The organism is Actinomyces sp. oral taxon 897 (assembly GCF_002999235.1).
In the GTDB taxonomy this organism is placed as follows: Bacteria; Actinomycetota; Actinomycetes; order Actinomycetales; family Actinomycetaceae; genus Actinomyces.
The window spans coordinates 1185796-1212054 of sequence record NZ_CP027236.1 but is presented as its reverse complement, the minus strand read 5'-3'; the positions used below and the strand labels follow the sequence as shown (position 1 = coordinate 1212054).

The window sequence follows — 26259 nt, the reverse complement described above, 5'->3', positions numbered from 1 at the left end:
CGGGGTTCGACGCCGGCTCCTCAGACCGTACCGCCCCCGCTGCCAGCGGGGCATGGGCCGGGGACTGGTTCCGACCCGGCGTCGCCCGGCGTCCGGGGCTCACACCGAGTGGTGCTGGAGGGCGGCTGAGACGGCAGGCGCCTCCAAGGGCTCCTGCGCCTCGACGACGGCCCCGCCCAGGATCCGGCGTCGGGCGTGGGTGAGGACCGCCAGGCCGGTGGTGACCACGCCGGCCAGGACCACCAGCAGGGCGGCGCCACGGCCCGTCCCGGTGCCCATGAGCGTCCCCAGGCTGGGGGCCAGGGCGCCGTCGGGCTCCATGAGGGGGGCCAGGAGGCGGTCGGCCAGGGGGCTGGCGGCAAGGTAGGCCAGCAGGTAGCCCAGCTGGGTGACCAGGCTGATCGTGCCCCAGGCCCGGGCCTGGTGGTCCTTGTCAATGCTCAGGCGCACCAGGGTCTCGGCCCCGGCGTTGCACAGGCCCAGGAAGGTGAACACGGCGAACCCGGTCAGGGCCACCCACCAGGGCCACACGTGCAGCCCCAGGAGCACCATGGACACGCCCGTACCGGCTGCCCCCAGGCTCAGCAGGGTGGTGGGGCGCAGCCGTCCCAGGGCGGTGACCAGGCCGGCGCCGGCCAGGATCCCGACGGCGGCCACGGTCTCCAGGCGTCCCATGGCGGCCGTGCCGACGTGGGGCAGCATAATGGGCTTGAGCAGCACCTGCAGCATGCCGATGGTCAGGGTCATGAAGGTCATGAGGCCCACCAGGGAGCGCAGGCCGGGGCGGACCGACAGCGCCCGCCAGCCGCCCAGGAGGTGGTGGGCCAGCCCGGCCCCTTCCCACTGGTCGGTGCGACGTCGTCCGACGGAGCGCATGACGGCCCCCGAGCAGGCCGCCGTCACCAGGCAGGTGGAGGCGTCCAGGACCAGCAGCCCCCGCAGGCCCACGACGGGCAGCAGGAGGCCCGCCAGCAGCGGGGACAGCAGGTAGCGGGCGGAGGAGGCGGCCTGGAGCATCCCGGCGCTGCGCACGTAGTCCTCCTCGCCCACCAGGTCGCTCACCGAGGCGCGCAGGGCGGGCTCGGTCAGGGCCGCGAGGCAGGAGGAGGCCGTCACGCCCGCCAGGACGTAGGCGAGCCGGGGCGTCGGCGAGCCCAGGGCCACCATGACCACGCCCAGGCCGATCACGGAGCAGCCGTCCCCCAGGAGCATCATGAGCCGGCGGTCGAAGCGGTCGGCCAGGGCGCCGGCGAGCGGGGCCAGCAGGACGATCGGGGCGAAGGCGCACAGCTGGACCAGGGCCACCGCCGAGGCCGTGCCGTAGGTGTTGTAGGCGAAGACGCCCAGGCCGAAGGCGGTCAGGCCGCTGCCCACGGAGTTGACCAGCGCGCCTACCAGCAGCAGGGAGAGGTACCTCATGACAGGCCCTCCAGGGCGGGTGCGAGCGTGCCGGGGCGGCAGCCCAGCAGGGTCTCGGCGGCGTAGGCGACCCCGGCGGCGCGGCGGGCCAGCTCGTCCTGCTCGCCGGTGAAGACGCCGTCGTCCAGGAGCATCCCGGCGCTCACGAGGAGGATCTCGACGACCTCGTGCGGGTGGTCGGTGTCAAAGACCCCCTCGGTCACGCCCTGCTCGACGATGCTGGTCAGGGCCGGGGTCAGGGCGCGGACCATCTCCACGATGGACAGGATGTGGAACTCGGCGTTGCCGCTGGCGTGGAGCTCCTGGGCCAGCTCCAGCTCGGGCTCCGCCACACGGCCGGCGGCCAGGACGGCCAGCAGCCTGGGCACGGCTGGCCCCGGCTCCTGGGCGGCGGCCCGGGCCTGCTGGGCGGCCCGGGTGGTGGTGCGGGAGATGAGGGAGCGCAGGATCTCCTCCTTGGAGGAGAAGTGGTAGTACAGGGTCCCCTTGGCGATACCCACCTCCTTGAGGATGTCCTCTACCGACGTCGCCTGGACCCCTTTGGTAATGAAGAGGTTCTGTGCGACGTCGAGGATCTCGTCCCGTCGTTGGGCTGCTGGTTTGGATGTGCGTGTCATGGTCCCTCGCGTGGGTCTCGTCCGGGTGGGGGCCGGTGGAACAATTACCGACCGACCGTCGGTCGAGAAACAGGGTAGGCCCTCCCGGCCCGGTGCGCAAGGGACGGGGTGTGGGGTTCGGCTCGCGCGGTACGGGGGTGCGTATGGTCGCGCCCTCGGTAATGCGGCGCAGCGCCGTTCGGCTCGCGCGGTACGGGGGGTGCGTGGCAGGGTTGACCCGCAGGACCGGCGGGAGCCCGCCGGGTGGATCGAGAACAGGATTGTCCGCGGTGGAGGTCTGGTACGGCGCCGAGCAGGTGCCCGCAAGTCTGGGGGCGGCCGGGGGGCCGGGCAGTGTGGTCACCATTGGTGTCTTCGACGGGGTGCACCGGGGGCACCAGGCGGTCCTGGCCCGGGTGGTGCGGCGTGCCCACCAGGCGGGGGACGGGGGCGTCCGCCCGCTGGCCGTCGCCGTGACCTTCGACCCCCACCCCCGTCAGGTCCACCAGCCCGACCGTGACCTGCCGCTGGTGACCTCCCTGACCGACCGCCTGGTCTCGCTGGGGGACGCCGGGCTGGACGCCGTCCTGGTCATCGCCTACGACCTGGGCTTTGCCGCACAGACCCCGCAGGAGTTCGTCCGCACGTGGCTGGTGGGGCTCCTGGGGGCACGGGCCGTCGTCGTGGGCGACGACGTGCGCTTCGGGCGCGGCAACACCGGGGACGCCGCCGCGCTCCGGCAGATCGGGCGGGCCGAGGGCATTGAGGTCGAGATCCTGCCCAAGGTCCGCTCCGGGCAGGGCCGCCGCTGGTCCTCCACCTGGATCCGCCGGTGCCTGGAGGACGGTGACGTGCGCCAGGCCGCCGAGATCCTGGGGCGGCCCCACCGCCTGCGCGGCACCGTGGTCCACGGCCTGGAGCGGGGGCGCCGCCTGGGCTTCCCCACGGCCAACCTGGAGGCTGCCACCGCCGGGGTGGTCCCGCCCGACGGCGTGTACGCGGGCTGGCTGGTGCGCGACGACGGGACCGGTCACCAGGAGCGCCTGCCGGCCGCCGTGTCCGTCGGCACCAACCCCACCTTCGACGACGTCCCGGTGCGCACGGTGGAGGCGCACGTCCTGGGGCGTGCCGACCTCAACCTCTACGGGGAGGAGATCGGTGTGGACCTGGTGGAGCGGCTGCGCCCCATGCGCGCCTTCGACGGCCTGGAGCCGCTGCTGGCCCAGATACGCGCCGACATTGAGCGTACCGCCGGGATCCTGGGCGTGCCCGTGCCCGAGCCGATCCGCCCCGAGGACGTCACCGCCCACTGAGCCCAGGACCCGCCCCCGCACCTCCCCGCGAGAACGGTACTTATTGCTCGCGAGAACGGTACTTGTTCGTCGTGAGAACGGTACTTGTTTGCCGTGAGAACAGGGGGCCTGGACGCCGTCGGCGGTGGGAGGCCGGGACGGTCGCAGTGTGGTGGGATCCACAAGGTAGGTGGTTTCCTGCTGTTCCGCGGCCGGGCGGGGCCGTGAGTTCACGCAGCGACCGGTGCGGCCGAGGCGCTCGACCCCGCCCGCCCGGGAGGGAGCCTGTACCTGACGCGAGCGGAGCGGCAGCCCCGCCCCGCCTGCTACTGGCCCGCCTCTAGACGCGGCCCTCTGGTTGGAGCTGCTACTTACCCCGCCCCGCCTACCGCCAGCCCGCCTGCTACTGGCCCCGGGCCAGCTGCGCCCGGCAGCCAGCAGGTGCGGCAGGGCGCGGGACGCTGGTAGGGTTGGCGCGCCGTCGATCGGCCGCGGACACGTCATGCCCGGGTGAACCAGCCCCGGCGCTCCGTGCAACGAGAAACGAGGAGCCACCCATGTCGGTTACCCCCGAGCGCAAGCAGCAGATTATCGCCGAGTTCGCCACCCACGAGGGTGACACGGGCTCCCCCGAGGTCCAGATCGCGGTCCTCACCGAGCGCATTGCCAACCTCACCGAGCACTTCAAGAGCCACACCCACGACCACCACTCCCGTCGTGGCCTCTACCTCCTGATCGGTAAGCGCCGTCGTCTCCTGGACTACCTCATGAAGGAGGACATCGAGCGCTACCGCAGCATTATCGCCCGCCTGGGCATCCGCCGCTGAGCGCGGGCCCCGGCCCCGCAAGGAGACGGGCCTCGGGTACGGCGACGGCCGGCGGGCCCGCCCTCGAAAGCAGGCGCGGGGCCGGGAGCCCGGTGCGAGGAGGACGGTCTGAGAACAGACCCGGCCCCGCAAGTGGCCCCCGGGGCGCCGCGACAGGAGGGCGGTCCGGCCCCGGTGGCGGGCGACGTCACGCCGCCGCCGGGGCACGCGGATCCCCTCACGGCGCCGTTCGCGATAGGATCGGGTGCGTCTACAGAGATCACAGAAAGAGACGCATCAACGATGTTCATTGATGACCCCGAGGTCACCGCCGCCGAGGCAGTGATCGACAACGGCTCCTTCGGTAGGCGCGTGGTCCGCTTCGAGACCGGGCGCCTGGCCAAGCAGGCCGCCGGAAGCGCCATGGCCTACCTCGACGGGGAGACGGCCATCCTGTCGGCCACCACGGTGGGCAGGCACCCCAAGGACCAGTTCGACTTCTTCCCGCTGACCGTCGACGTCGAGGAGCGCCAGTACGCCGCCGGGCGCATCCCCGGCTCCTTCTTCCGCCGCGAGGGCCGCGCCGGCACCTCCGCCGTCCTGGCCTGCCGGCTCATTGACCGCCCCCTGCGCCCCTCCTTCGTCAAGGGCCTGCGCAACGAGGTGCAGGTGGTCGAGACTGTCCTGGCCATCCACCCCGACGACGCCTACGACGCCCTGGCCATTAACGCCGCCTCCATGTCCACCCAGATCGCCGGCCTGCCCTTCGCCGGGCCGGTGGCCGGCACCCGCATCGCCCTCATTGACGGGCACTGGGTCGCCTTCCCCCGCTACTCCGAGCTCGAGCGCGCCACCTTCCAGATGGTCGTGGCCGGCCGGGTCCTGGAGAGCGGGGACGTGGCCATTATGATGGTGGAGGCCGGGGCCACCGAGAGGGCCTGGGGTCTTATCGCCGAGGGCGCCGTCGCCCCCACCGAGGCCGTTGTGGCCCAGGGCCTGGAGGCCGCCAAGCCGCACATTAAGGCCCTCGTCCAGGCCCAGACAGAGGTCGCCGCGCACACCTCCCGGCCCACCGCCGAGTTCCCGCTCTTCCTGGACTACTCCGACGAGCAGTACGACGCCGTCGAGCAGGCCGCCACCGCCCACGACCTGGCTGGCGCCATCGCCACCGAGGGCAAGCACGAGCGCGACGAGGCCATTGAGGCCGTGCGCGACGCCGTCCTGGCGGACCTGGCCGAGCGCTTCGGCACCGAGGAGGACGTCAAGGCCCTCAAGGCGGCCTTCAGGTCCGTGACCAAGAAGCTGGTGCGCCACCGCACCCTGACCCAGGGCGTGCGCATGGACGGGCGCGGCCTGAAGGACATCCGCACCCTGGGCGCGGAGGTCGAGGTCCTGCCCCGCGTGCACGGCTCAGCCATCTTCGAGCGCGGCGAGACCCAGATCCTGGGGGTCACCACCCTCAATATGCTGCGCATGGAGCAGCAGATCGACGACCTCTCGCCGATCACCCACAAGCGCTACATGCACCAGTACGTCTTCCCGCCCTTCTCCACCGGCGAGACCGGCCGCGTGGGCGCCCCTAAGCGCCGTGAGATCGGCCACGGGGCCCTGGCCGAGCGGGCCCTGGTGCCGGTGCTGCCCGGCCGCGAGGAGTTCCCCTACGCCATCCGCCAGGTCTCCGAGGCCCTGGGCTCCAACGGCTCGACCTCCATGGGCTCGGTGTGCGCCTCCACGCTGTCCCTGCTCAACGCGGGCGTGCCGCTGCGCGCCCCGGTGGCCGGCATCGCCATGGGCCTCATGCACGAGGAGATCGACGGCCAGACCCGCTGGGCCACCCTGACCGATATCCTGGGCTCCGAGGACGCCTTCGGCGACATGGACTTCAAGGTCGCCGGCACGCGCGACTTCATCACGGCCCTCCAGCTGGACACCAAGCTCGACGGCCTGCCCAGCGACATCCTGGCCGGGGCGCTGGGCCAGGCCCGTGACGCCCGCCTGTTCATCCTGGACGTCATGGCCCAGGCCATTGACACCCCCGACGAGATGGCCCCCACGGCCCCCCGGGTCCTGACGGTGCGCATCCCCGTGGACAAGATCGGCGAGGTCATCGGCCCCAAGGGCAAGATGATCAACCAGATCCAGGAGGACACCGGCGCGGACCTGACGGTGGAGGACGACGGCACCGTCTACATCGGCGCCACCGACGGCCCCAGCGCCGAGGCCGCCCGCGACGCCGTCAACGCCATTGCCAACCCGCAGATGCCCGAGATCGGCGAGCGCTTCGTGGGTACCGTGGTCAAGACCACGACCTTCGGCGCGTTCGTGTCCCTGACCCCCGGCAAGGACGGGCTGCTCCACATCTCCCAGATCCGCCGCCTGGTGGGCGGCAAGCGCGTGGAGAACGTCGAGGACGTCCTGAGCGTGGGGGACAAGGTCGAGGTCGAGCTGGCTGAGATCGACCAGCGCGGCAAGCTGAGCCTGCACGCCGTGCTGAACGAGGAGCAGCTGGCCGCCGAGGCCGAGAACGGGGCCCGGCGGGCCCGGGACGGGCGTGGTGACGAGGAGCGTCGCGAGCGCCGCCCCCGCCGTGATCGCGGTGAGGGTGAGGAGCGTCGTGAGCGCCGCCCCCGCCGCCGTCGCACCCGCACCCTGGAGGAGGAGACCGAGTGAGGCGCTGAGCGCCGCCTCCGCGACCGCTCGCGACCGCCCGCGTCCCCCTGGCCGCGCGGGCGGTCATGAGCGTCACGTCGACGGCGTTTCGCGCCCGGCGGCGTGCCGATCTAGGCTCGCGTGGTGACCATCCACAGCACGGACGAGACGAGCTACACCGAGGTCGAGTTGGCCGCCGGTGCCGCGGGCACCCCGGGTACCGACCTCACCCTGACCGACGACGGCGCGCTGACGCGACGCTGCGTCCTGCCCGGCGGGGTGCGGGTCATTACCGAGGCTGTGCCCGGGCTGCGCTCTGCCGCCCTGGGCGCCTGGTTCGGGGTGGGCAGCCGCGACGAGATCCCCGGCCAGGAGGGCTCCACCCACTTCCTGGAGCACCTGCTGTTCAAGGGCACCGCCACCCGTGACGCCCGGGGCATCGCCGAGGCCTTCGACATGATCGGCGGGGAGTCCAACGCCGCCACCTCCAAGGAGCACACCTCCTACTACGCCCGCGTCCAGGGCAAGGACGCCTCCACCGCCCTGGAGGTCCTGACGGACATGGTCACCTCCTCCCTCCTGGACCCGGCGGAGGTGGAGACCGAGCGCGGGGTCATCGTCTCCGAGCTCGCCGACGCCGCCGACGACCCCGCCGACGTGGCCCACGAGGCCTTCGCACGCGCCGCCTTCGGGGAGGGAACCCCGCTGGGCCGCCCCATCGGGGGCACCCCGGCCACCGTCACCGCCGTGCCCCGCGACGCCGTCTGGGACCACTACCGTCGCACCTACGCCGCGGACACCCTGGTCGTGGCGGCGGCCGGCGCGGTGGACCACGAGGAGATCTGCGAGCAGGTCAGGGCCGGACTGGAGCGGGCCAGCTGGGACACCACCGGCGCCGTCGCGCCCCGCCCGCGCCGGTTCGAGACCGAGCCCCTCACCTCGTTGACGGTCAGTGACGTCACCATTGAACGGGACTGTGAGCAGTCTCACCTCTACCTGACCTGTCAGGGCATTGCCGTGCGCGACGAGAGGCGCTGGGCCATGAGCGTGCTGACCACCATCCTGGGCGGGGGCATGTCCTCACGCCTGTTCCAGGAGGTGCGTGAGAGGCGGGGCCTTGCCTACACCACCTACGCCTTCGACGTCTCCTACGCGGGGGCCGGGGCCTTCGGCCTGTACGCCGGCTGCGCGCCGCGCGACGTGGACGAGGTCTGCTCCGTCATGGTGGGGGAGTTCGAGCGACTCGCCGCGGACGGGGTCAGCGAGCGCGAGATGGCCCGGGCCCGGGCCCAGCTGCGCGGCTCCATGGTCCTGGGCGGGGAGGACTCCCTGGCCCGTATGGGCAGGCTCGGGCGCTCCGAGGTCACCACCGGTCGGCTGCGCTCCATGGCGCAGAGCCTGCGTCTGCTCGACGCCGTCACCGCCCAGGAGGTGCAGGACCTCGCCGCCCACCTGGCGGGCCAGGAGCGGGCCCGGGTACTGGTGGGCCCCAGGCCCTGAGGAACCGCCTGCCGCCTGGCCACCAGCCGGTGCCCCCGGCGTCCCTGGCGGCCGGGGACCCGGCACGGTGAGCTAGAGGGAGGCGCCGGGCTCCCGACGGCCCCGCCCCGTCTGCCCCGACACGGGGCGGGCTCCCGGGGCACCCCGCCCCGGGCCGCTAGCCTGGGCCCATGACTACTCGTGTTGCTGTCGTGGGCGCCGCCGGGCGCATGGGATCCACCGTCTGCCAGGCCGTGGAGGCGGCCGGGGACCTGGAGCTCGTGGCCCGCCTGGACGTGGGCGACCCGCTCGACGCCGCGCACCTGGGCGGCGCGGACGTCGCCGTGGACTTCACCGTCCCCGCCACCGCCGAGGCCAACGTCCACGCCCTCATTGACGCCGGGGTCGACGTGGTGGTGGGCACCACCGGCTGGACCGATGCGTCCTACGGGCGCGTGCGTGAGCACCTGGGGCGCCCCGAGGCGGCGGGCCGGTGTGTGCTCATCGCCCCCAACTTCGCCCTCTCCGCGGTCCTGGCCATGGGCTTCGCCGCCAGGGCCGCCCGCTACTTCGAGTCCGCCGAGGTCATTGAGCTCCACCACCCCGCCAAGGTGGACGCCCCCTCGGGTACCGCCGTCGCCACCGCCCAGGGCATTGCCGCCGCCAGGGCCGCCGCTGGCCTGGGTGCCATGCCCGACGCCACGGCCGCGGACCCGCACGGTGCCCGGGGCGCGGTCATTGACGGGGTCCACGTCCACGCCGTGCGCCTGCGGGGCCTGACCGCCCACGAGGAGGTCGTGCTGGGCAACCCCGGTGAGCAGCTGACCATCCGCACCGACTCCTTCGACCGCTCCTCCTTTATGCCCGGGGTGCTCCTGGCCGTGCGCCAGGTCGGCTCCCGGCCCGGCCTGACCGTGGGCCTGGAGGCGCTCCTGGACCTGTAAGCCCCCCGTGGGGCACTACGCAAGCCTAAGCGGCTCGACCAGGACGCCACCGTGCCGCCCGTGGGAAGCGTTGCCCTCGCCCCTGGCGGTCGCCTTGCGTGGGCACGAGCCGCCCGTCGTAACAGGGTGCTACCCAGGGTGTTCCCGCTCCGACGGGGAGGTAAGGCCGCCCCGTGCGACCGGGGGTGCCACCCGCCTCTTGGCGCCCGACGAGACCGCCTGCAGCGCGAGCGGGACAGTACCTGGTCGCCAGAACCTGGGTCGGGGGCGGGGCCTCTTCTGGTCGGCCGGTGTACGGGAACGTTGTGTACAAAAGGGGAGGCCCGCAGGCCCTCTTGTAAGCCGGTCCGTGAACCGCGCCCCAGGGGGTGGGCTCAGGGCGGGCTGGGCGGTCTCAGGTGGTGCGGCGGGCGCGGACCAGGGCCAGAATGTCGCAGGCCCCGCGCCAGACCAGGGCCGGTACCCCGATGAGCAGGCCCAGCCACAGCTTGAGGGCGTAGTAGATGACGAAGGCGAGTGAGACGAAGCCGATGCTGCCGCCGAAGGAGAAGCCGGGTAGGTAACGCCACACCAGGCGGACCCCGAACGGCCAGCCCGCACCCACGACCCCCATAATGACGGCCTCGTCCAGTTTGAACGGGCCGCCGACCGAGACCAGGAAGGCCACCCCCGCGGCGAAGCCGGCGGCAGCCAGGAGCAGGTCGATGAGGATCCGGCTGGCCAGCCCCGTGCCCACCTGGATGGCCTGGACGTCAGTGTGCTGGTAGGTACTCATAGCAGTAACAATAGTGATTTGAAGGCAGCGGGGGAGGGTGCGCGTGTTATGTGAATCACATTTGGTGCGTGCCCGACGGGCCGGCCCGCGCCCGTCAGCACCGGGACCGGCGGGGCGGTCAGAGGCTGTTCACGCTCGCCGTGGAGACCCTGGGCGCCAGCGTGGAGCTGCGGGTCGGGCTGTCGCCCCGGCGACGTCGTCGGGGGCTAGGCGCTGACCGGTAAGGCCCGCGAGCTGCTGGGCCAGCGCGCCACCCTGCCGCTGGCGAGGGCCATCTCGGACTCCGCCCGGTGGGCCTTCGTCCTGCCCGACGTACTGGTGGCATCCGGCCGCGGCGAGGCGGCGCCGCGCGTGGTCTACGGTCCTGCTCGATGTGGGGGACAGTGGGCCGGGTGGGCGTCGGCGGCGACGCGGGTGCCGTCCCGCCTGACGTACTGGGGATAGCGGCCCAGACCACCGCACCGGTGAAGGCCAGCGCCGTCCTACTCGACGTACTGGGGGACGGCCCCCAGATCTGCGTCTCACGGCCGGACGCGCCCCGTTCCGCCTGGCGTACTGGGGGACAGTGACGGCGCCGCCGGTATCCGTACCGACGTCGGCGTCCTGCCTGACGTACTGGGGACAGCGCGCCGCCGGGGTGCTGGCGGGCCGGGTGGTCCAGTCCTTGCCTGGCGTACTGGGGACAGCGGCCACCTGTCCGATGGCAAGGGCGTTGTCCGCGGGACCTGCGCCAGTGAACGCTATGTAAAGGAGGTGAACGCCACCTCGGGGCTGAGAACGCCACTTCGGGGAGGTGAACGCCACTTTGGGAGGGTGAACGCTGTGTCAGGAAGATGAACGTCGTATAGGCGCGCGTTCACCTCCCCTATATGGCGTTCACTCCCTCCAGATAGCGTTCACCTCTCTAAAGTAGCGTTCATGGCGACAGCCCGCGCCCTTGCCTGCGGCTCCGGTGGCTCGTGGTGGCCTACAGTCTTGCCTGCGCTCACGGTCCTCAGCCCGTGTTCTTGCCCGCGGCCTGCGGCCAGCTGCTAGAGGCCAGCAGCCTCGCCCACCGTGCCCGGCACGTCGCCAGCGTCCGGTGGGAGAGCGTTCTACCTTGGCGCGGGGGCGGGCGGAGACCTCGACGTCGCCAGCGCCCGGTGGGCGAGCGTACTGGCCTGGAGCGCGCCGTGGCGCTACCATACTGCCCATGTGGCTCATTCGTATGCGCTGAGGCGACGACGCCCGGCGCCGTCCTCCGTCCCCACCCAAAGCCCCGGCCCCGCCGGGCCGGTCCGTCGAGCCGTGCTCCGGACCACCGCACGCATACGCAAAGGACCTTATCTATGACCTCCCATCACGACCACTCCGCCGCGCCTGCGCCCAGGACCGGCATCCCCAGGACCCCGGGCCGCACCCCCAGGTCCGGCGCCCCCACCGACGCCCCACAGGCCGCCGTTCCGCAGCCTGACGTCCTGCACCCGCAGCCCGACGCCGGAGACGCCGCCCCGCACGACGCTATCCCGCACCCACAGGCCGCCGCCCCGCGGCCCGGCACCGAGGACGTCGCCCCGGGCGTCCTGTCACGCTCCGCCGCCGCCCTGGCCTCCACCGCCGCCGACCACGAGGCCCACGAGGCCCACGACGCCGGCGCCCTGGAGCGCGAGGCTCGCGCCGCAACCCGCCGCACCGCCTCCCTGAGCACCGAGCTGGAGGACGTCAGCGAGGTCGAGTACCGCCAGATCCGCCTGGAGAGGGTGGTCCTGGTGGGACTGGACCTGCCCGCCGCACCCGCGGAGCCGGGCCCCACGGCCCAGGGTGCCACCGACGCCCAGACCTCCCTGCGTGAGCTGGCCGCCCTGGCCTCCACCGCCGGCAGCGAGGTCCTGGACGCCCTCACCCAGAGGCGCGACCACCCCGACGCCGCCACCTACCTGGGCTCGGGCAAGGCCAAGGAGCTTGCCGAGGTGGTCGCGGCCGTCGGGGCGGACACGGTCATTGTCGACGGCGAGCTCGCCCCCTCCCAGCGCCGCGCCCTGGAGGACGTGGTGGGCGTCAAGGTCGTGGACCGCACCGCCGTGATCCTGGACATCTTCGCCCAGCACGCCAAGTCCCGTGAGGGCAAGGCCCAGGTGGAGCTGGCCCAGCTGGAGTACCTCCTGCCCCGCCTGCGCGGCTGGGGGGAGTCCATGTCCCGCCAGGCCGGCGGGCGCGTGGCCGGGGGTCAGGGCATTGGCTCCCGCGGCCCGGGCGAGACCAAGATCGAGCTCGACCGGCGTCGCATCCGCCAGCGCATGGCCAAGCTCCGCCGCGAGATCAGGGCCATGGCCCCCTCCCGGGAGACCAGGCGCGGCTCACGGCGGCGCGGGGCCATCCCCTCGGTGGCCATCGCCGGCTACACCAACGCCGGCAAGTCCTCCCTCATGAACCGCCTCACCGGGGCGCAGACCATGGTCCAGGACGCCCTGTTCGCCACCCTGGACCCCACGGTCAGGCGTACCCAGACCGCCGACGGGCGCGTCTACACCCTGACCGACACCGTCGGATTCGTACGCAACCTGCCCCACGAGCTCATTGAGGCCTTCCGCTCCACCCTGGAGGAGGTCGCCAGCGCCGACCTGCTCCTCCACGTCGTGGACGCCGCCCACCCCGACCCCCTGGGCCAGGTCGCCGCCGTCCACACCGTCCTGGCCGGTATCCCCGGCGCCCTGGACGTCCCCGAGCTCGTGGTGCTCAACAAGGCCGACCTGGCCGACGCCGTCACCCTGGCGACCCTGCGCACCCGCCTGCCCGGGGCCCTGACGGTCTCCGCCCGCACCGGGCAGGGCCTGGACGCCCTCCGGCAGCGCGTGGAGGACCTCCTGCCGCGTCCGGGCGTGGCCGTGGACCTCGTGGTGCCCTACTCCCGCGGGGACCTGGTCTCCCGGGCCCACGCCGACGGGGAGGTCGACTCTGTCCAGTACGTGTCCCACGGCACCCGCCTGGTGGCCCGTGTGGACCCGGCCCTGGCTGCCGAGCTGCGGGCCGCCAGCGTCATCGACCAGGCTGACCCGGCGGACCCGACGCCCACCCAGGACGGTGCTACCGGCGGGCACGCCCCCGGACAGGCCTGAGGGCCCCATGGCCTCCACCGCCGACCTGGCTGGCCAGGCCCTGACCGAGGCCGTCTCACGCCTGTCCGGCTCACCACGCCAGGGCCAGACCACCATGGTCGAGCGCGTGGCCGCCACCATCGAGGACGGCGGGCACCTCCTGGTCCAGGCCGGCACCGGGACCGGCAAGTCCCTGGGCTACCTCCTGCCGGCCATGGTCCACGCCGTACAGGGCGGGGAACGCACGCTCGTCTCCACCGCCACCCTCGCCCTCCAGCGTCAGGTCATGACCAAGGACGCGCCCCTGGCGGCCGACGCCGTCGAGGCGGTCACCGGGACCCGGCCCAGCGTGGCCCTGCTCAAGGGCTGGCGGAACTACGTCTGCCGCCACCGCCTGGCCGGCGGCTACCCCCCGGAGGACGAGGACGCGCTCTTCGGCCCCGCCCACGCCGCCCGCTCCCACGTGGGCGGGGCCGGTAGCACCACCCTGGGCGAGCAGGTGGTCCGCCTGCGACAGTGGGCGGCGACCACCACCACCGGGGACCGCGACGACCTGGTCCCCGGCGTGTCCGACCAGGCCTGGGACCAGGTCAGCGTCTCACGGGACGAGTGCCTGGGCCCCTCCTGCCCCCTGCGGGACGAGTGCTTCCCGCAGGCCGCTCGCGCCGCCGCGGCCCAGGCCGACGTCGTGGTGACCAACCACGCCATGCTCGGCGTCGCCGTGGCCGGCAACAGCGGCCTCCTGCCCGACCACCAGGTCCTGGTGGTGGACGAGGCCCACGAGCTCGCCGACCGGGTCCGCTCCCAGGACACCGTCAGCCTGTCCGCCGCCGCCGTGGCCCGTGTGGCTGCCACGGTGCGCAGGCACGCCCACGCCGTGGTTACCGAGCTGGAGGCCGCCGGGCAGGGGCTCGCCCTGGCGCTCGCGGACCTGCCCGACGCCCGCCTGCCCGCCAGCCTGCCGCCGGCCCTGGGCGAGGCCCTGACCCTCCTGGAGGCCGCTGCCCGCCGCCTGGCCGCCGACGTGCGCGAGCAGGCCAAGGGGGCGGGCAGGGGGAGCGAGGACGCCGGGGGACTGGCCCTGGCCCGCACCGCGGTAGCCGACCTGGTTGAGGCCCTCGGGCGCATGACCGGCGACTCCGTGGCCCGGCACCGTGACGTGGCCTGGGTCGAGCGGCCCCGGATGGGCTCCGACCCGCCCCGCCTGGTCCTGGCGCCCATTGACGTGGCCGCCCCGGTGGCCGACACCCTCCTGAGCGGCACCGCCGCGGTCCTGACCTCCGCCACCCTGGCCCTGGGTGGCAGCTTCGACCCCATGGCCCGCACCCTGGGCCTGACCCTGTCCGAGGATCCCTGGGAGGGTCTGGACGTGGGCACCCCCTTTGACTACTCACGCCAGGGCATCCTCTACACGCCCACCCACCTGCCCCGGCCCGCGGCGGGTATCTCCGAGGCCGCCCTGGACGAGATCCTGGCCCTGACCGAGGCCTCGGGCGGGGGCGTGCTCGGCCTGTTCTCCTCACGTCGCGCCGCCCAGGAGGCCGCTGAGGTCCTGCGTGGCGCCACCGACCTGACCGTCTACGCCCAGGGGGAGGACCAGCTGCCCACCCTGGTGGAGGCCTTCACCCGTGAGGAGGACTCCTGCCTGGTGGGCAGCCTGAGCCTGTGGCAGGGGGTGGACGTGCCCGGGCACACCTGCAGGCTGGTCATTATCGACCGTATCCCCTTCCCCCGGCCCGACGACCCGGTGGCCCAGGCGCGCATTGAGGCGGTCACCGCCGCGGGCGGCAACGGCTTTATGAGCGTGGCCGCCACCCACGCCGCCCTCCTCCTGGCCCAGGGGGCTGGCCGCCTCGTACGCCGGGCCGGTGACCGCGGCGTCGTGGCCGTCCTCGACCCGCGCCTGAGGACCGCCCGCTACGGGGCCTTCCTGGCCCGGTCCATGCCGCCCCTGTGGCCCACCAGGGACCGCGCCACCGTCCTGGGGGCCCTGGAGCGCCTGGCCGCCAGCCGCAGGAACCCATAGCCGCCAGGCCCCGGGACCACTGGCTGCCAGGAGCCGGGACGCCAGCTGATAGGCCCCGGGGCACTGGCAGTGCGGTGGTACTGGCCGGGCGGGTGGCTGCCTCAGCCGTCAGGCGCGCCGACGTCGTCGTGCGCGGACCAGCATGATCCCGCCCACCAGCAGGACCGCGGCGGCCAGGCCTGGCCACACCACGGCCCCGGTGCGCGACAGGCCGTGCCGGGAGCCGGTGCCCTGCGGCTCGGAGACCACCGGGGCGGTGCTCCCCGTGGGCAGCGTCCCCGTTCCGGGTGAGCCGGGGTCGGGCACGGTGGGGATACCCGGCTGGACGCCGGGCACCAGCTGGCCCCCGCCCGGGTTCTGCCCCTGGCTGGGGTAGGTCAGTCCGAAGCCCCGGGCCTGGAGGGTGCCGCCGCCCTGCGCCGTCGGCACGTTCACCGGCAGGACCCCTACCGGGGCCTGGCCGGCGATGACTTTCGCGGCGGCGGTCAGGGAGACCTGCCGGTTGGAGTAGAGGTTGAGGACCGCCACGCCGTTGGTGGGGGAGGGGGTGGTGGTGACCGAGCAGCCCGCGGGCAGCAGGCACTGGCCGGTGCTGCCCGAGGCCGGGGCCACCGTACCCGCCACCGCGACGTCGTAGGGGTTGCGGGTGGACAGGATGGTCACCGGCTTGCCGGTGGCGACCATGCGCGCCACCAGGTCGGCCTGGGTGGAGCCTGCGGCCATGGAGTAGGTCGTCAGGACGATGGCGTCGGCGTTCTCGGCCTGGGCCAGGGCCTCGTCCACCTCGGCGGCCGTGGGGTCGGGGGAGTCGCCCGAGGTCTCCACCCGGTTGACGGTGAACCCCAGGTCGGTCAGCGGCTGCGTCAGCAGCTCCGGGTTCCCCCAGGAGGAGCCGGTGAGCAGGAGCCGGGGGGTGCGCGTGGGGGACAGGGGCAGCACGGAGTCGGCGTCGTTGCGGACCATGGTCACCGACTGCTGGGCGATCCTGGCAGCCGTCTCCTGGTGCGCGGCCGAGCCCACCACGGAGGCGATGGTCTGGGCGGAGGTGGGGGAGGCGTCCAGGACCCCGCGCCGCGCCTTCCACTCCAGGATGCGCGTCACGGAGGCGTCCAGCCGCTCGGCGGTGATCGTCCCGTCGGCCAGGGCCGCCTTCATGGCCGAGGTCACGGCGGGCACGTCGTAGGTGTTGAGCAGCACGTCGCTGCCCGCCAGGAAGGACTGCACGGCCACCCGACCGCGCACCGGGGCGAGGAAGGCCTTGAGGGCGGCCGAGGCGGCCGTGTACTGGTCGGCGGCGGTGGGGTCCTTGGCGGCGGCGTCCTTCTTGGCGTCCTGGTCGGCCTTGAGCCTGGCGTACTCCTCCTTCTCCTGGTCCGACATGACCGAGAGCTGGACGCCCTCCATGTCCATGGCGTCGGTGGTGATCAGGCCGGTGAAGCCCATCTCCTCGCGCAGCAGGTCGGTGAGGACCGCCTTGGACGTGGTGGCCGGGTGGGCGGGGTCAATGGCCTCCACCACAATGTGGGCGGTCATGATCATGTCCACCCCGCCCTTGACCGCGGTCCGGAAGGGGGCCAGGTGGGTGTCCAGGGTGGCCCGGTCGTAGCTGACCGTGGGCAGGCCCAGGTGGGAGTCGGTCTGGGTGTCACCGTGCCCCGGGAAGTACTTGGCGGTGGCGGAGACCCCCTCGGACTGGAGCCCCTCGATCTGGGCGGCGCCCAGGGAGGCGACCGCCTCGGGGTCGTCCCCCAGTGAGCGGACCCCGATGACCGGGTTGGCGGCGTTGGTGTTGACGTTCAGGACCGGGGCGAAGTCGACGTTGATCCCCATGGCGGCGAGTTCGGACCCCAGGGCCTGGCCCTGGGCGCGGGCGAGCTCGGTGGACCCGGTGGCCCCCAGGGCCATGTTCCCGGGCACGTCGGTGCCCGAGGTCCGTACCCGGGCCACCAGCCCGCCCTCCTGGTCGATGGTGATGGCCAGGGGGATCTTGGGCCCGCTGGTACGTGCCGCCTCCTGGAGGCCGTCGGACAGGGCGGCCACCTGCCCGGGGTCGGTGGGGGTGGTGACGTTGTGCGCCCAGTTGAAGTACAGGACCCCGCCGAGGTGGAAGGTGCTCACGGCCTGGGCGGGGGTACGCACGCCGGGCCCAAACACGTCCTCGTTCTTGTCGGCGTAGGTCTCGTCCTGCGCCGAGGAGCCGTAGACGTGGGTCCACAGGACCTGGCCGATCTTCTCGTCCTGGCTCATGGTGGCCAGCAGGGCCTGGGCCCGGGCCGCTGGGTCGGTCTCGACCCCCGGTGCCGGGGCGGCGGTAACCGGCGCGCCCGTGAGCACGCCCAGCAGGAGGGCGATAATACTCAGTCGCGCCAGGACAGGGGGGAGACGGCGCATGGTGACTCCTGTGTCATGGGGTGGTAGGTGGTGGTGGCCTCTCGGCGCGGGGCCGGGTAGCCGCCAGGAGCTGACAGGTACCAGGGTAGTCGTTCAAACAGCCGATGGTCAGGGCAACTACCTGGTAGAAGGCTAGTACGACGCGCCCAGTAGCCGGAAAGTCCCCCATATAGGGGTACCTCACCGACTAGTCTGGGAGGTGGACCGGCCAGCGTCCGCTCATCCCCACCCGTATGTGAAGGAGAACCCGTGTCCAACACCAACACCGCCCAAGGCTCCTACCCCACCGCCAAGGCCTCCGGCCGCCCCTCCAAGGTCGCCATTATCGGCGCCGGAGCGGTGGGTTCCACCCTGGCCTACGCCTGCGTCACCAAGGGTGTCGCCCGCGAGGTCGTCCTCCAGGACATCGCCAAGGAGAAGGTCGAGGCCGAGGCCCTCGACATCGCCCAGGGCATCCAGTTCACCTCCGCCGGCTCCGTGTCCGGCTCCACCGACCCCGAGATCTGCCGCGACGCCGACGTCATCGCCATTACCGCCGGGGCCAGGCAGAAGCCGGGCCAGTCCCGTCTGGAGCTGGCCGGGGCCACCGTGGGCATTATGGAGAAGATCCTGCCCAAGCTGGTCGAGGTCGCCCCCAACGCGATCTTCGTGCCGGTGGCCAACCCGGTGGACGTGGTGACCTACTGCGCCAAGAAGATCACCGGCCTGCCCGAGAACCAGATCTTCGGCTCCGGCACCGTCCTGGACACCGCCCGCATGCGCTACCTCATCTCCCTGGAGACCGGTACGGCCGTGCAGAACATCCACGGCTACATCACCGGTGAGCACGGCGACTCCGAGGTCCCGCTGTGGTCCTCCACCGAGATCGGCGGCGTGCCGATCACCCAGTGGGGCAAGACCCTCGACGGCGGTGAGTTCGACGAGGCCAAGCGCGAGCGCATCGCCCGCGACGTCGTGCGCTCCGCCTACCGCATTATCGAGGGCAAGGGCGTGACCAACTACGCCGTCGGCCTGGCGGTCCAGCGGATCATCGGCGCCGTCCTCAACGACGAGCAGCGGGTCCTGACCGTCTCCCCGCTGCTGGATGACTGGCACGGCATCTCCGACGTGTGCATGGCCGTCCCGACCATTATCGGCCGTAAGGGCGCCGGCCGCCGCCTGGAGCTGCCGCTGACCGACGACGAGCGCGCCCGCCTGACCGCCTCGGCCGAGCGTCTGCGCGAGGTCGCCCGCGGCCTGGGCTACTGAGGCCAGGCCGGCACGCCGCCTGCCGGGTGCGCAGGCGCTGCCGCGCGGGTGCACCGCGACGCACCGGGGTGGGGCCGGGGTCCTTGAACGCGAGGTCCCCGGCCCCACCCGTGTCTCCTGGGCAGCCCGGCCCGGGACGGTCCCTCGTGCCACCGGCCCCGCTGTGCTTGTCCCGGGACCCGCCGCTCCCGGCCCCGAGCACGATCCGCCAGGGGCGGTCCGGTGCCGTGGCACCCGCGGGCCAGCTGCCAGGCCCGTCAGGAGCCCACGGCAGCCGCCCGGCCCGGCGTCAGGGCACCGGACCGGGCGCCCGGGGGCTACAGGGCCCGCAGGACCGTGACGACCTTGCCCATGATCGTGGCCTCGTCGCCCGGGATGGGGGCGTAGTCGGGGTTACGGGGCAGGAGCCACTGGTGGCCGTCATGCCGGGAGAGGACCTTGACCGTGGCGCTGTGGCCGTCCACGTCCTGGAGCAGGGCGGCCACGACCTCCCCGCTGGCGGCGTCGGGCTGGGAGCGGACCACCACCCAGTCCCCGTCGCAGATGGCGGCCTCGATCATGGAGTCCCCGTGCACCTGGAGCATGAACAGCTCCCCGTCCCCCGTCAGGCGGCGGGGGAGGGCCACGACGTCCTCCACCTCCTGCATGGCCAGGATGGGGCTGCCCGCGGCGATCCGCCCCACCAGGGGGACCGCCACGGCCTCGTCCTGCCCGACGCCGGGCAGGGAGGGCAGGGGCACGACCGGGGCGGGCGGGCGCCGGGTGGTGGGCGGGGGGGCCTGGCGGGCGTCCGGCTCAGGGACCACGACCTCCAGGGCGCGAGGACGCTTGGGGTCACGGTGGACCAGGCCCAGCCGCTCGAGCTTGTCCAGCTGGTGCTTGACCGAGGAGGGGCTGGTCAGCCCCACCTCCGCGCCGATCTCACGCAGCGAGGGCGGGTAGCCGCGGGCGACGACGGCGTCGCGCACGCACTCGTAGACGGCACAGGCGCGGGCGTCGAGGTCGTCCACGACCCGCGCCACGCGGGGATCCGTGGGGTCCAGGGTGCTGCTGGTCATCGCCGTGCCCTCCATGCTCCGCTCCCGGGGTGGGTCCCTGAGGGCTGCTGGTCGTCTCGGTGGTTCGTGGTGGCCTGTACCCCTCCAGCCTACGGCTCCGCACCGCGACCTTCAAACACGTGTTCGAGTGCTGCTGGACGTGTCGTCCGTCAGGCGCTATGGTGTCGAACAAGTGTTCGTCGAACATGTGTTCTAGGAGGTTCTCGTGAGCGCCCTCGCCCTTCCCCCGGCCCCTACGCTGCGGCTGGTCCCCGCGCCCGACGCCGGCCGGGGCCCAGGCCCGGGGCGGGCCTGCCTGCGCGTGGTCACCTCCGAGCCGCTGCCCTGGGAGCTGCCTGCCATCCGGGGGACCGGGGCCGGGCGCCGTCCCGTGACGCCCCGGACCCCGGGCGCCCCGCGACGGGGCTCCCGGGGCGGACGAGGGCCCATCGCCCCGACGCCCACCCGGCTGGCCGAGCTCGCTGAGCTGTCACCTACCCACCCCGCGGTACGGGCCCGTCGGCGCAGGGGTGCACCGGGTGCCGGGCACCAGGGGGCTGACGGGGACGGTGCGGGTCGTCCCCTGCCCGGCGGGGAGGGGCCTGTCATCGACCTGGCGAAGAGTTCCGGGCCCGGCTGCCCCCTACCCGGCGGGGATGCCGTGGCCCACCCCGCGGCTGGCGGGGCGGGCGCACCGGGAGCGGGCGGTACCCGCTGCGCGGCGGCCGGGCTCCTGCGTCGCCTCAGGGGGCGTCTCAGGGGGTTCGTGGTGGCCGGGGTGGTGCTGGCCCTGCTGGTGGCGGGGGCCGTACTCGCCTCCGGTCCGTCCAGGGGCGGGCAGGAGACGGGGACGACGACCACTGTGACCGTGTCCGCAGGACAGACCCTGTGGGACATTGCGGCAGCCACCGGACGCGGCGACGTCATGGAGACGGCAGCGCTCATTGTGGAGCTCAACCACCTCTCCGGTACCACGCTGCGGCCCGGGCAGCGCCTTATTGTCCCCCGGGGCTGAGCCCGGGGCCGGGTCCTGGGCGGCTGACCAGGGGCCGGGCACTGCGGGTGACCATCGGTACCGGGCGCCGCGGGTGACCACCGCGGCCGGGTGACCGGGTAGCTGGGTCCGTGCCTCCGGGACGGCATTCAGGTACCTTGAGAGCTCTTACTCGACGTCTTCCGGCGTTTCACCCTTGCTCTTCGGGCGCACCCCGCATAGGCTTGCCTCACATTTTTCTCTCAGGTATGTGATCTACTCGGAGGGACCCTGTGCACTGCCCCTTCTGCCGCTATGACGGCTCCCGTGTGGTGGACTCCCGTACCTCGGAGGACGGACTGTCCATCCGGCGTCGGCGTGAGTGCCCCCGCTGCGGGCGCCGGTTCACCACCACCGAGACCGCCAGCCTCTCGGTGCGCAAGCGCTCGGGCGTGGTCGAGCCCTTTAGTCGGGACAAGGTCATTGTGGGGGTGCGCCGGGCCTGCCAGGGCCGCCCGGTCACCGACGACCAGCTCGCGGTCCTGGCCCACAAGGTGGAGGAGACGGTTCGCGCCAACGGCCAGGCCCTGGTTGACTCCCACGACATCGGCCTGGCCATCCTGGGGCCCCTGCGGGACCTGGACGAGGTCGCCTACCTGCGGTTCGCCTCCGTCTACTCCAACTTCAACACCCTGGAGGACTTTGAACGGGCGATTGCCGAGCTGCGCGACGTCCACACCTCCCCGCACACCGCCCCCGCCCCCAGGCCCCGGTCCACACCCTCCCGCGGACGGTAGGCGCTTGGCCCCCGGATGCGGGACCCGGGGGTTCGTCCGCCACGGTACCCCCACGCAGGACGGGGGCTGGTCCCCGGCTGCAGCGCCCGGGGCCGCCGGGGAGCGCTGGCTCCCTGCGGGACCCGGGGCCGGTGCGGGATCCAGGCCCTGGTGGTGCGGTACACCGAGAGGAGGTGCTCGGGGCTGGGTGGTGGCCCAGGCCGTGGCGGCGTGGTGTGCCAGCCCGGTCCGCGGGCTCAGAGACCGTGACCGCGGACCGGGCTCGCGGTCTTGGCAGGCGCCACCCGGCCCGCGGAGTCAGAGGTCAGGTGCCCCAGGAGGCCAGGGGCGTGTAGCGGTGTGCGTGGTGGAGCCCCATGCCGAGCCGCTCATAGCACGCTACGGCGCCCAGGTTGTCGGCCTCCACCTCCAGCGCCAGGTGCCGGGCCCCCAGACGTCGCGCCTGGTGGGCCAGGTGTCGGATCATGTGTGAGGCGGTGCCACGACGTCGACTATGAGGGGCGACCCACACCCCGTCGAGGACCGCGACGTCATTGACACCGGTCATGGCCAGCCGGGCCACACCCACGACCTCGCCGCCCTGGCTCACCGTGGCGAAGACCTGCCCCAGGGCGCACAGCAGCAGGGCCCGGGCGCGGGCGACGTCCTCAGGCCCCCCGGTGCCGCGGGCGGCCGTCCGCTCCAGCAGCACCCGGGGGAGCCGGGAGCCCAGGTGCAGCACCCCGGTCCCCGCTGGCCCGCTCCCCTGGGGCTCGCTTCCCAGGGGCCGGGACCCCGGGCGGGGGAAGCCAGGGGGCGGCGTCTCCTGGGGCGGGCCAGGGCGCGGTGCTCCGGTAGCCTTACCCGCGGCCGGGAACTGGGCCAGGTCGCAGGTCATAATGAGCACGGCGCCTCTGTCCGGGCCCTGCGGCAGGGGACAGCGCGTCATGGCCAGCGGGGCCTGGGCGGGGGCGTGACGCGCGTACCACGAGGCGGCCAGGGTGGTGCTGCGGGGCCGGGTCGGGCCCAGGACCAGCAGCGAGTTGGCCCGCTTGGTCATCTGGTGGTGCCAGCGCAGGACGCAGCCTGGGAGGTCGGCGTGGGCCAGGAGGGTGGTAGGCCGCCACGCGGCCAGCAGCGCCACCTCCAGACGGGCGACGTCGTCACCAGCCCGGTCCAGCAGCGTCTGCACGGTGGTGGGCAGCCACCCGTCAGGCGTCGGGGTGCTCATCGGGCGTCAATGGCCTCGACGAGGCTGTCCACCAGGCTCGGCCAGGTCCACTGCCGGAGCATGAGGTCACGTCCCGCCCGGCCCATGCGCTGGCGCAGGTCGGCGTCACGCAGCTGGGTGACCAGGGCGTCCACGAGCGCGTCCGGGTCGCGTCCGTCCACCACGGTACCCGTCTGCCCCTCGACGACGGTCTCCGGGGCGCCGCCGCTGTCCCCGGCGACCACGGGCAGGCCGGTGGCGGAGGCCTCCAGGAAGACGATCCCCAGGCCCTCCACGTCCATGCCCAGGTTGCGGGTGCGGCAGGGCATGGCAAACACGTCCCCCAGGGCCACGTGCCCCGGCAGCTCCTCGCCGGGTACCGCGCCCGTCAGCACAATGGAGTCGCGTACGGGGCAGCGGCGTCTCATGAGCGCCAGCTCCCGGGCGTAGGGGCCCCAGCCGACAATGACGAGCCGGGCGCCGGGCACCGCCTCGACCACCCGGGGCCAGGCAGCGATGAGAGCGTCCTGCCCCTTGCGGGCCACCAGGCGTGAGACGCACACCACTGTGGGGGCGTCCCCTATGTGGTAACGACGGCGCAGGCGGGCCCGGGCGTGCGGGTCGGGGTGGAAGCGGTCGGTGTCGATGCCGCTGGGCAGGCGCAGGGTCGTGGTGCCCGGGGGGATGTGGGGGGCCAGCCGCTCCAGGGTGTACTGGGAGATGTAGGTCACGACGTCGGCGTCGGCGAAGATCCGGCGCAGCGCCTGGCGGGGGCCCGGCCACAGCCCCCAGCCCACCTCGTGGCCGTGGGTCGTGGCGATGACGCGGGTGGCCCCGGCCCTCCTGGCGGCGCCGCCCAGCAGGCCCAGGGGGGCGGCGGCCCCGAACCACACCGTCTCCACGCCCCGTTCCCTGATGGTCCGGCGCATCCTGTCGCGTACGTCCGGGGTGGGCAGGAGCATGTGCGTGGGCATGCGCACCACCTCGAAGGGCAGGGTGGCGTCGTGCTCCGCGGCGGCCTGGGGGCCCTGCGGCGGGGTGGAGGCCAGGACCACGAGATCCTGACTGGGGAGGCGGCGCGTGTAGTCGTCCAGGTAGGACTGGATGCCGCCCACGACCGGGGGGAAGTCATTGGTGACGAGCAGGGTGGTGCGCATGGTCCGAGTCTACGGAGGAGCGCGCACCGGTGGACTGGGCGGTGGGCTCTCCGCGGCGCATGGTCTGAGTCTACGGAGGGGCGCGGCCGCGGTAGTGCCCGGTGTGCCCGAGCGCCTGTACCCCGGTGGGGTGCGGTGGGTCGGTACCCGAGCCCGCGCCTGAGTGCGGGCAGCGGGTGCACCCCGGATGCGGTGCGTCGGTGGGTGCGGGTGTGGCGGGGTTGGCCGCTGGTGTGCTGCCTCGTTCCTCTCGCGAGAACGGTACTTATTCGTCGTGAGAACGGTACTTATTGCCTGCGGGGGCGGCCGCCGGTCCCGGACCCAGCTGTCTCCCGGGCGCGGCTGGGTCCCAGCAGGCCTTCGGTGCCGCGCTGGTCAACTGGCTGGGACGAGCTGTCCCGCGTGCGTGTCAGACGAGGTGGGGCCTAGGTCTAGGTGCCGTCTAGAATCATGGGGTCTGATAGCCGTTATCCCTGGGAGTCTCAATGAGCAACGTCGTCCCCACGTGGGAGGGGTTTCTGGTCCCGGCCTTGCGGGTCCTGTCTGACGGCGGAGTCTGGCCGGTTCGTGAGCTACGCCAGCGCGCCCGGCAGGACATGGGGCTTACCGAGGACCAGTGCGCCGTGCGGATTCCCTCCGGTGAGCCTATGTGGACCAACCGCCTGGGGTGGGCGCTGTCCTACCTGTCCCACGCCGGTGCGGTCGAGCACCCTGCCCGGGGCAGATACGTCATGACACAGACCGGGCAGGCACTGCTCCGGCACCACCCCGAGGCCTTGACCACGTCCGACCTGGAGGCCCTGCCCGGATACAGCTGGCCGGATCCGGGCAGGAAGGGCTCTTCGACGCAGCAGCGTGCGACTCTGGGAGACACCCTGGTCGATCCCACCGAGCAGGTCTACGACGGCGTCAGGCGTCTGAATGATTCCGTGGCCCAGGATCTGCTGGAGCGTCTTCATACGCAGGGTCCTGTCTTCTTTGAGCAGGCGGTGCTCGACCTGCTCGTGGCCATGGGCTACGGCGGTACCCAGGGGGCCGTAACCCGTACCCGTCTATCCGGCGACGATGGCATTGACGGGATCATTGACCAGGACGCGCTGGGCCTCAGTCGCATATACGTCCAGGCCAAATGCTATGACCCGCGGGGCACAGTCAGCCGACCCGATGTCCAGGGATTTGCAGGGGCCCTCCAGGGCGCACAGGCCAGCCAGGGGGTCTTTATCACCACAGCCTCTTTTAGCGCTCGCGCCCGGGAGTACGCCGAGCGGGTCGCCAGCCGGATTGTCCTGATCGACGGCGCCCGGCTCGCCTCCCTTATGATCCGTTACGGCGTGGGGGTCCAGGTCCGGGACACAATCCGAATTGTCGAGGTTGACGAAGGCTTCTTTGAGTAAGGGGTACGGGGATGCTGGGACCAGGTTCGTGCGGCTCGTCAGGCTCTGCGGTCGTGGTGGGCGGCGCATCGGTGAGTGCGGGTGGTGCGGTGGGGCTGGCTGCTGGTGTGCTGCCTCGTCCCTCTCGTGAGAACGGTACTTGTTCGTCGTGAGAACGGTATTTGTTGCGTGTGGGGCCGGTGCTCGTTGTACGGGGCGTGGGTGCGGGGGTTGTCTAGTGTCCTTGTGTGTGTTCTGCGTGGTCGGTGAGGTGTGTTGTGGTGTCTACTAGGTTGAAGGTGTCAGACTGTTGGGTGGTTGTGACGGTGCCTTGGACGTCGTGCCAGGTTCCGTCCTGGGGGCGGTAGCGGGCGGTCCAGGTGGTGGTCAGGGTGAGGTGGACGCCGGTCTGGGGGTGGTGGTAGCGGTGGGTCACGGTCTGGTGGGGCCAGGGGGCGCCGGGGCTGGTGGTGGTCGTGGTGGTGGCGTCCCCCCAGTCCCAGTGGTAGGAGACGGGCGTGGCCTCCACCTCCACCGGGGTGCCGGCCACGGTGGTGGACAGGGACCGTGTGGTGGGGTCGGTGTAGGCGATGAGGTCCACGTCCACCCGGGCCGTGCCACCAGGGGGCTGGCGGGTGATACCCGACCCCTCCACCATCAGGGACGCCACGTCCCTGGCCGAGACCACCACCGGCACCGCAGCCGGCGCAGGCTCCTCGGGGTCGGGTTCGTAGGGCATGCAGAACAGGTGGCCGGGGTCCGGCGCGTAGGCCACGCACACCAGCGGGACCTTGCCCGGCTTCGACACCGAGAACGACACCACCACGTCAGACGACCCACCAGACGAACCCGACCCAGAACCACCAGACCCACCCGAGCCCGGACCCGGATCCAGACGCTCATACTGATCACCGTACAAGGTGATCGTGCTGTCGCCCGGGGACGTTTCGGCATGGAAGTCTGATGACCTCTCGTCCGCATAAGTCGCAGGAGAGCAGATAAGAGTCAGAGGCAGACTCGTTAGCAGTAGATTG

At 72.7% G+C, this 26259-nt stretch carries 20 protein-coding genes; 12 read left to right on the top strand and 8 right to left on the bottom strand.

The window, feature by feature from the left end; translation table 11 throughout:
• Nucleotides 1-99 precede the first annotated feature (99 nt).
• On the bottom strand, nucleotides 100-1419 hold the full coding sequence (locus C3V41_RS04880) for an MFS transporter (RefSeq protein ID WP_106109335.1): 1320 nt from the start codon (nucleotides 1417-1419) through the stop codon (nucleotides 100-102).
• The gene (locus tag C3V41_RS04875; protein WP_106109334.1) at nucleotides 1416-2036 is read right to left on the bottom strand and encodes a TetR/AcrR family transcriptional regulator; all 621 of its coding nucleotides are present in this window, start codon (nucleotides 2034-2036) and stop codon (nucleotides 1416-1418) included. Before C3V41_RS04875 ends, C3V41_RS04880 begins: the two co-directional genes overlap by 4 nt.
• Before the next feature lie 269 nt (nucleotides 2037-2305).
• On the opposite strand from C3V41_RS04875, the gene C3V41_RS04870 reads away from it, so the two are divergent.
• From C3V41_RS04870 to dapB, 5 genes are all read left to right on the top strand, one after another.
• Nucleotides 2306-3328: a bifunctional riboflavin kinase/FAD synthetase gene (locus C3V41_RS04870; protein ID WP_106109333.1), complete on the top strand. Its 1023-nt coding sequence runs from the start codon at nucleotides 2306-2308 to the stop codon at nucleotides 3326-3328.
• 536 nt (nucleotides 3329-3864) lie between these two features.
• The gene (rpsO, locus tag C3V41_RS04865; protein WP_106109332.1) at nucleotides 3865-4134 is read left to right on the top strand and encodes a 30S ribosomal protein S15; all 270 of its coding nucleotides are present in this window, start codon (nucleotides 3865-3867) and stop codon (nucleotides 4132-4134) included.
• 282 nt (nucleotides 4135-4416) lie between these two features.
• Nucleotides 4417-6783: a polyribonucleotide nucleotidyltransferase gene (locus C3V41_RS04860; protein ID WP_106109331.1), complete on the top strand. Its 2367-nt coding sequence runs from the start codon at nucleotides 4417-4419 to the stop codon at nucleotides 6781-6783.
• 123 nt (nucleotides 6784-6906) lie between these two features.
• Nucleotides 6907-8262: a M16 family metallopeptidase gene (locus tag C3V41_RS04855; protein ID WP_106109330.1), complete on the top strand. Its 1356-nt coding sequence runs from the start codon at nucleotides 6907-6909 to the stop codon at nucleotides 8260-8262.
• A 170-nt stretch (nucleotides 8263-8432) separates the two neighbouring features.
• Nucleotides 8433-9185, top strand: a complete 753-nt coding sequence (gene dapB / locus C3V41_RS04850) for a 4-hydroxy-tetrahydrodipicolinate reductase (protein WP_106109329.1) — start codon at nucleotides 8433-8435, stop codon at nucleotides 9183-9185.
• A gap of 394 nt (nucleotides 9186-9579) precedes the next feature.
• Here dapB and C3V41_RS04845 read toward each other — a convergent pair whose 3' ends face one another.
• Nucleotides 9580-9960, bottom strand: coding sequence for a hypothetical protein (locus C3V41_RS04845; protein WP_106109328.1), 381 nt, complete (start codon nucleotides 9958-9960; stop codon nucleotides 9580-9582).
• Nucleotides 9961-10028: 68 nt separating this feature from the next.
• Here C3V41_RS04845 and C3V41_RS13065 point away from each other — a divergent pair, with 68 nt between their 5' ends.
• The 3 genes from C3V41_RS13065 to C3V41_RS04835 all read left to right on the top strand — a co-directional run bounded on the left by C3V41_RS13065 (nucleotide 10029) and on the right by C3V41_RS04835 (nucleotide 15060).
• Complete coding sequence (locus C3V41_RS13065) at nucleotides 10029-10184, top strand: hypothetical protein (RefSeq protein ID WP_165271579.1); 156 nt, start codon at nucleotides 10029-10031, stop codon at nucleotides 10182-10184.
• 1104 nt (nucleotides 10185-11288) lie between these two features.
• The gene (gene hflX, locus C3V41_RS04840; RefSeq protein ID WP_254423686.1) at nucleotides 11289-13055 is read left to right on the top strand and encodes a GTPase HflX; all 1767 of its coding nucleotides are present in this window, start codon (nucleotides 11289-11291) and stop codon (nucleotides 13053-13055) included.
• Between the two features lie 7 nt (nucleotides 13056-13062).
• Nucleotides 13063-15060, top strand: a complete 1998-nt coding sequence (locus C3V41_RS04835) for an ATP-dependent DNA helicase (RefSeq protein ID WP_254423685.1) — start codon at nucleotides 13063-13065, stop codon at nucleotides 15058-15060.
• Between the two features lie 108 nt (nucleotides 15061-15168).
• Here the strand turns inward: C3V41_RS04835 and C3V41_RS13365 are convergent, their stop codons facing one another.
• Complete coding sequence (locus C3V41_RS13365; RefSeq protein ID WP_217350955.1) at nucleotides 15169-17451, bottom strand: glycoside hydrolase family 3 protein; 2283 nt, start codon at nucleotides 17449-17451, stop codon at nucleotides 15169-15171.
• 249 nt (nucleotides 17452-17700) lie between these two features.
• Here C3V41_RS13365 and C3V41_RS04825 point away from each other — a divergent pair, with 249 nt between their 5' ends.
• Entirely contained in the window at nucleotides 17701-18699 is a 999-nt protein-coding gene (locus C3V41_RS04825; protein WP_106109327.1) for an L-lactate dehydrogenase, read from the top strand.
• 317 nt (nucleotides 18700-19016) lie between these two features.
• Here C3V41_RS04825 and lexA read toward each other — a convergent pair whose 3' ends face one another.
• Nucleotides 19017-19757, bottom strand: a complete 741-nt coding sequence (gene lexA, locus C3V41_RS04820) for a transcriptional repressor LexA (protein ID WP_254423684.1) — start codon at nucleotides 19755-19757, stop codon at nucleotides 19017-19019.
• A 205-nt stretch (nucleotides 19758-19962) separates the two neighbouring features.
• On the opposite strand from lexA, the gene C3V41_RS13570 reads away from it, so the two are divergent.
• Both C3V41_RS13570 and nrdR read left to right on the top strand, forming a co-directional pair.
• The gene (locus C3V41_RS13570) at nucleotides 19963-20751 is read left to right on the top strand and encodes a LysM peptidoglycan-binding domain-containing protein (RefSeq protein ID WP_254423683.1); all 789 of its coding nucleotides are present in this window, start codon (nucleotides 19963-19965) and stop codon (nucleotides 20749-20751) included.
• Between the two features lie 251 nt (nucleotides 20752-21002).
• Entirely contained in the window at nucleotides 21003-21506 is a 504-nt protein-coding gene (gene nrdR, locus C3V41_RS04810) for a transcriptional regulator NrdR (RefSeq protein WP_106109325.1), read from the top strand.
• A 304-nt stretch (nucleotides 21507-21810) separates the two neighbouring features.
• Here the strand turns inward: nrdR and C3V41_RS04805 are convergent, their stop codons facing one another.
• Nucleotides 21811-22716 carry a GNAT family N-acetyltransferase gene (locus tag C3V41_RS04805; RefSeq protein WP_106109324.1) on the bottom strand — a complete coding sequence of 302 codons (906 nt, stop codon included), beginning with the start codon at nucleotides 22714-22716 and terminating at the stop codon, nucleotides 21811-21813.
• Nucleotides 22713-23852 (bottom strand): glycosyltransferase family 4 protein, encoded by a 1140-nt coding sequence (locus tag C3V41_RS04800; protein WP_106109323.1) that lies wholly within the window; start codon nucleotides 23850-23852, stop codon nucleotides 22713-22715. Before C3V41_RS04800 ends, C3V41_RS04805 begins: the two co-directional genes overlap by 4 nt.
• Nucleotides 23853-24337: 485 nt before the next feature.
• Between C3V41_RS04800 and C3V41_RS04795 the strand changes: the two genes are divergently transcribed.
• Nucleotides 24338-25246, top strand: a complete 909-nt coding sequence (locus C3V41_RS04795) for a restriction endonuclease (protein ID WP_106109322.1) — start codon at nucleotides 24338-24340, stop codon at nucleotides 25244-25246.
• A gap of 214 nt (nucleotides 25247-25460) precedes the next feature.
• Here C3V41_RS04795 and C3V41_RS13060 read toward each other — a convergent pair whose 3' ends face one another.
• Nucleotides 25461-26051, bottom strand: coding sequence for a zinc transporter (locus C3V41_RS13060; RefSeq protein WP_165271578.1), 591 nt, complete (start codon nucleotides 26049-26051; stop codon nucleotides 25461-25463).
• Nucleotides 26052-26259 lie beyond the last annotated feature (208 nt).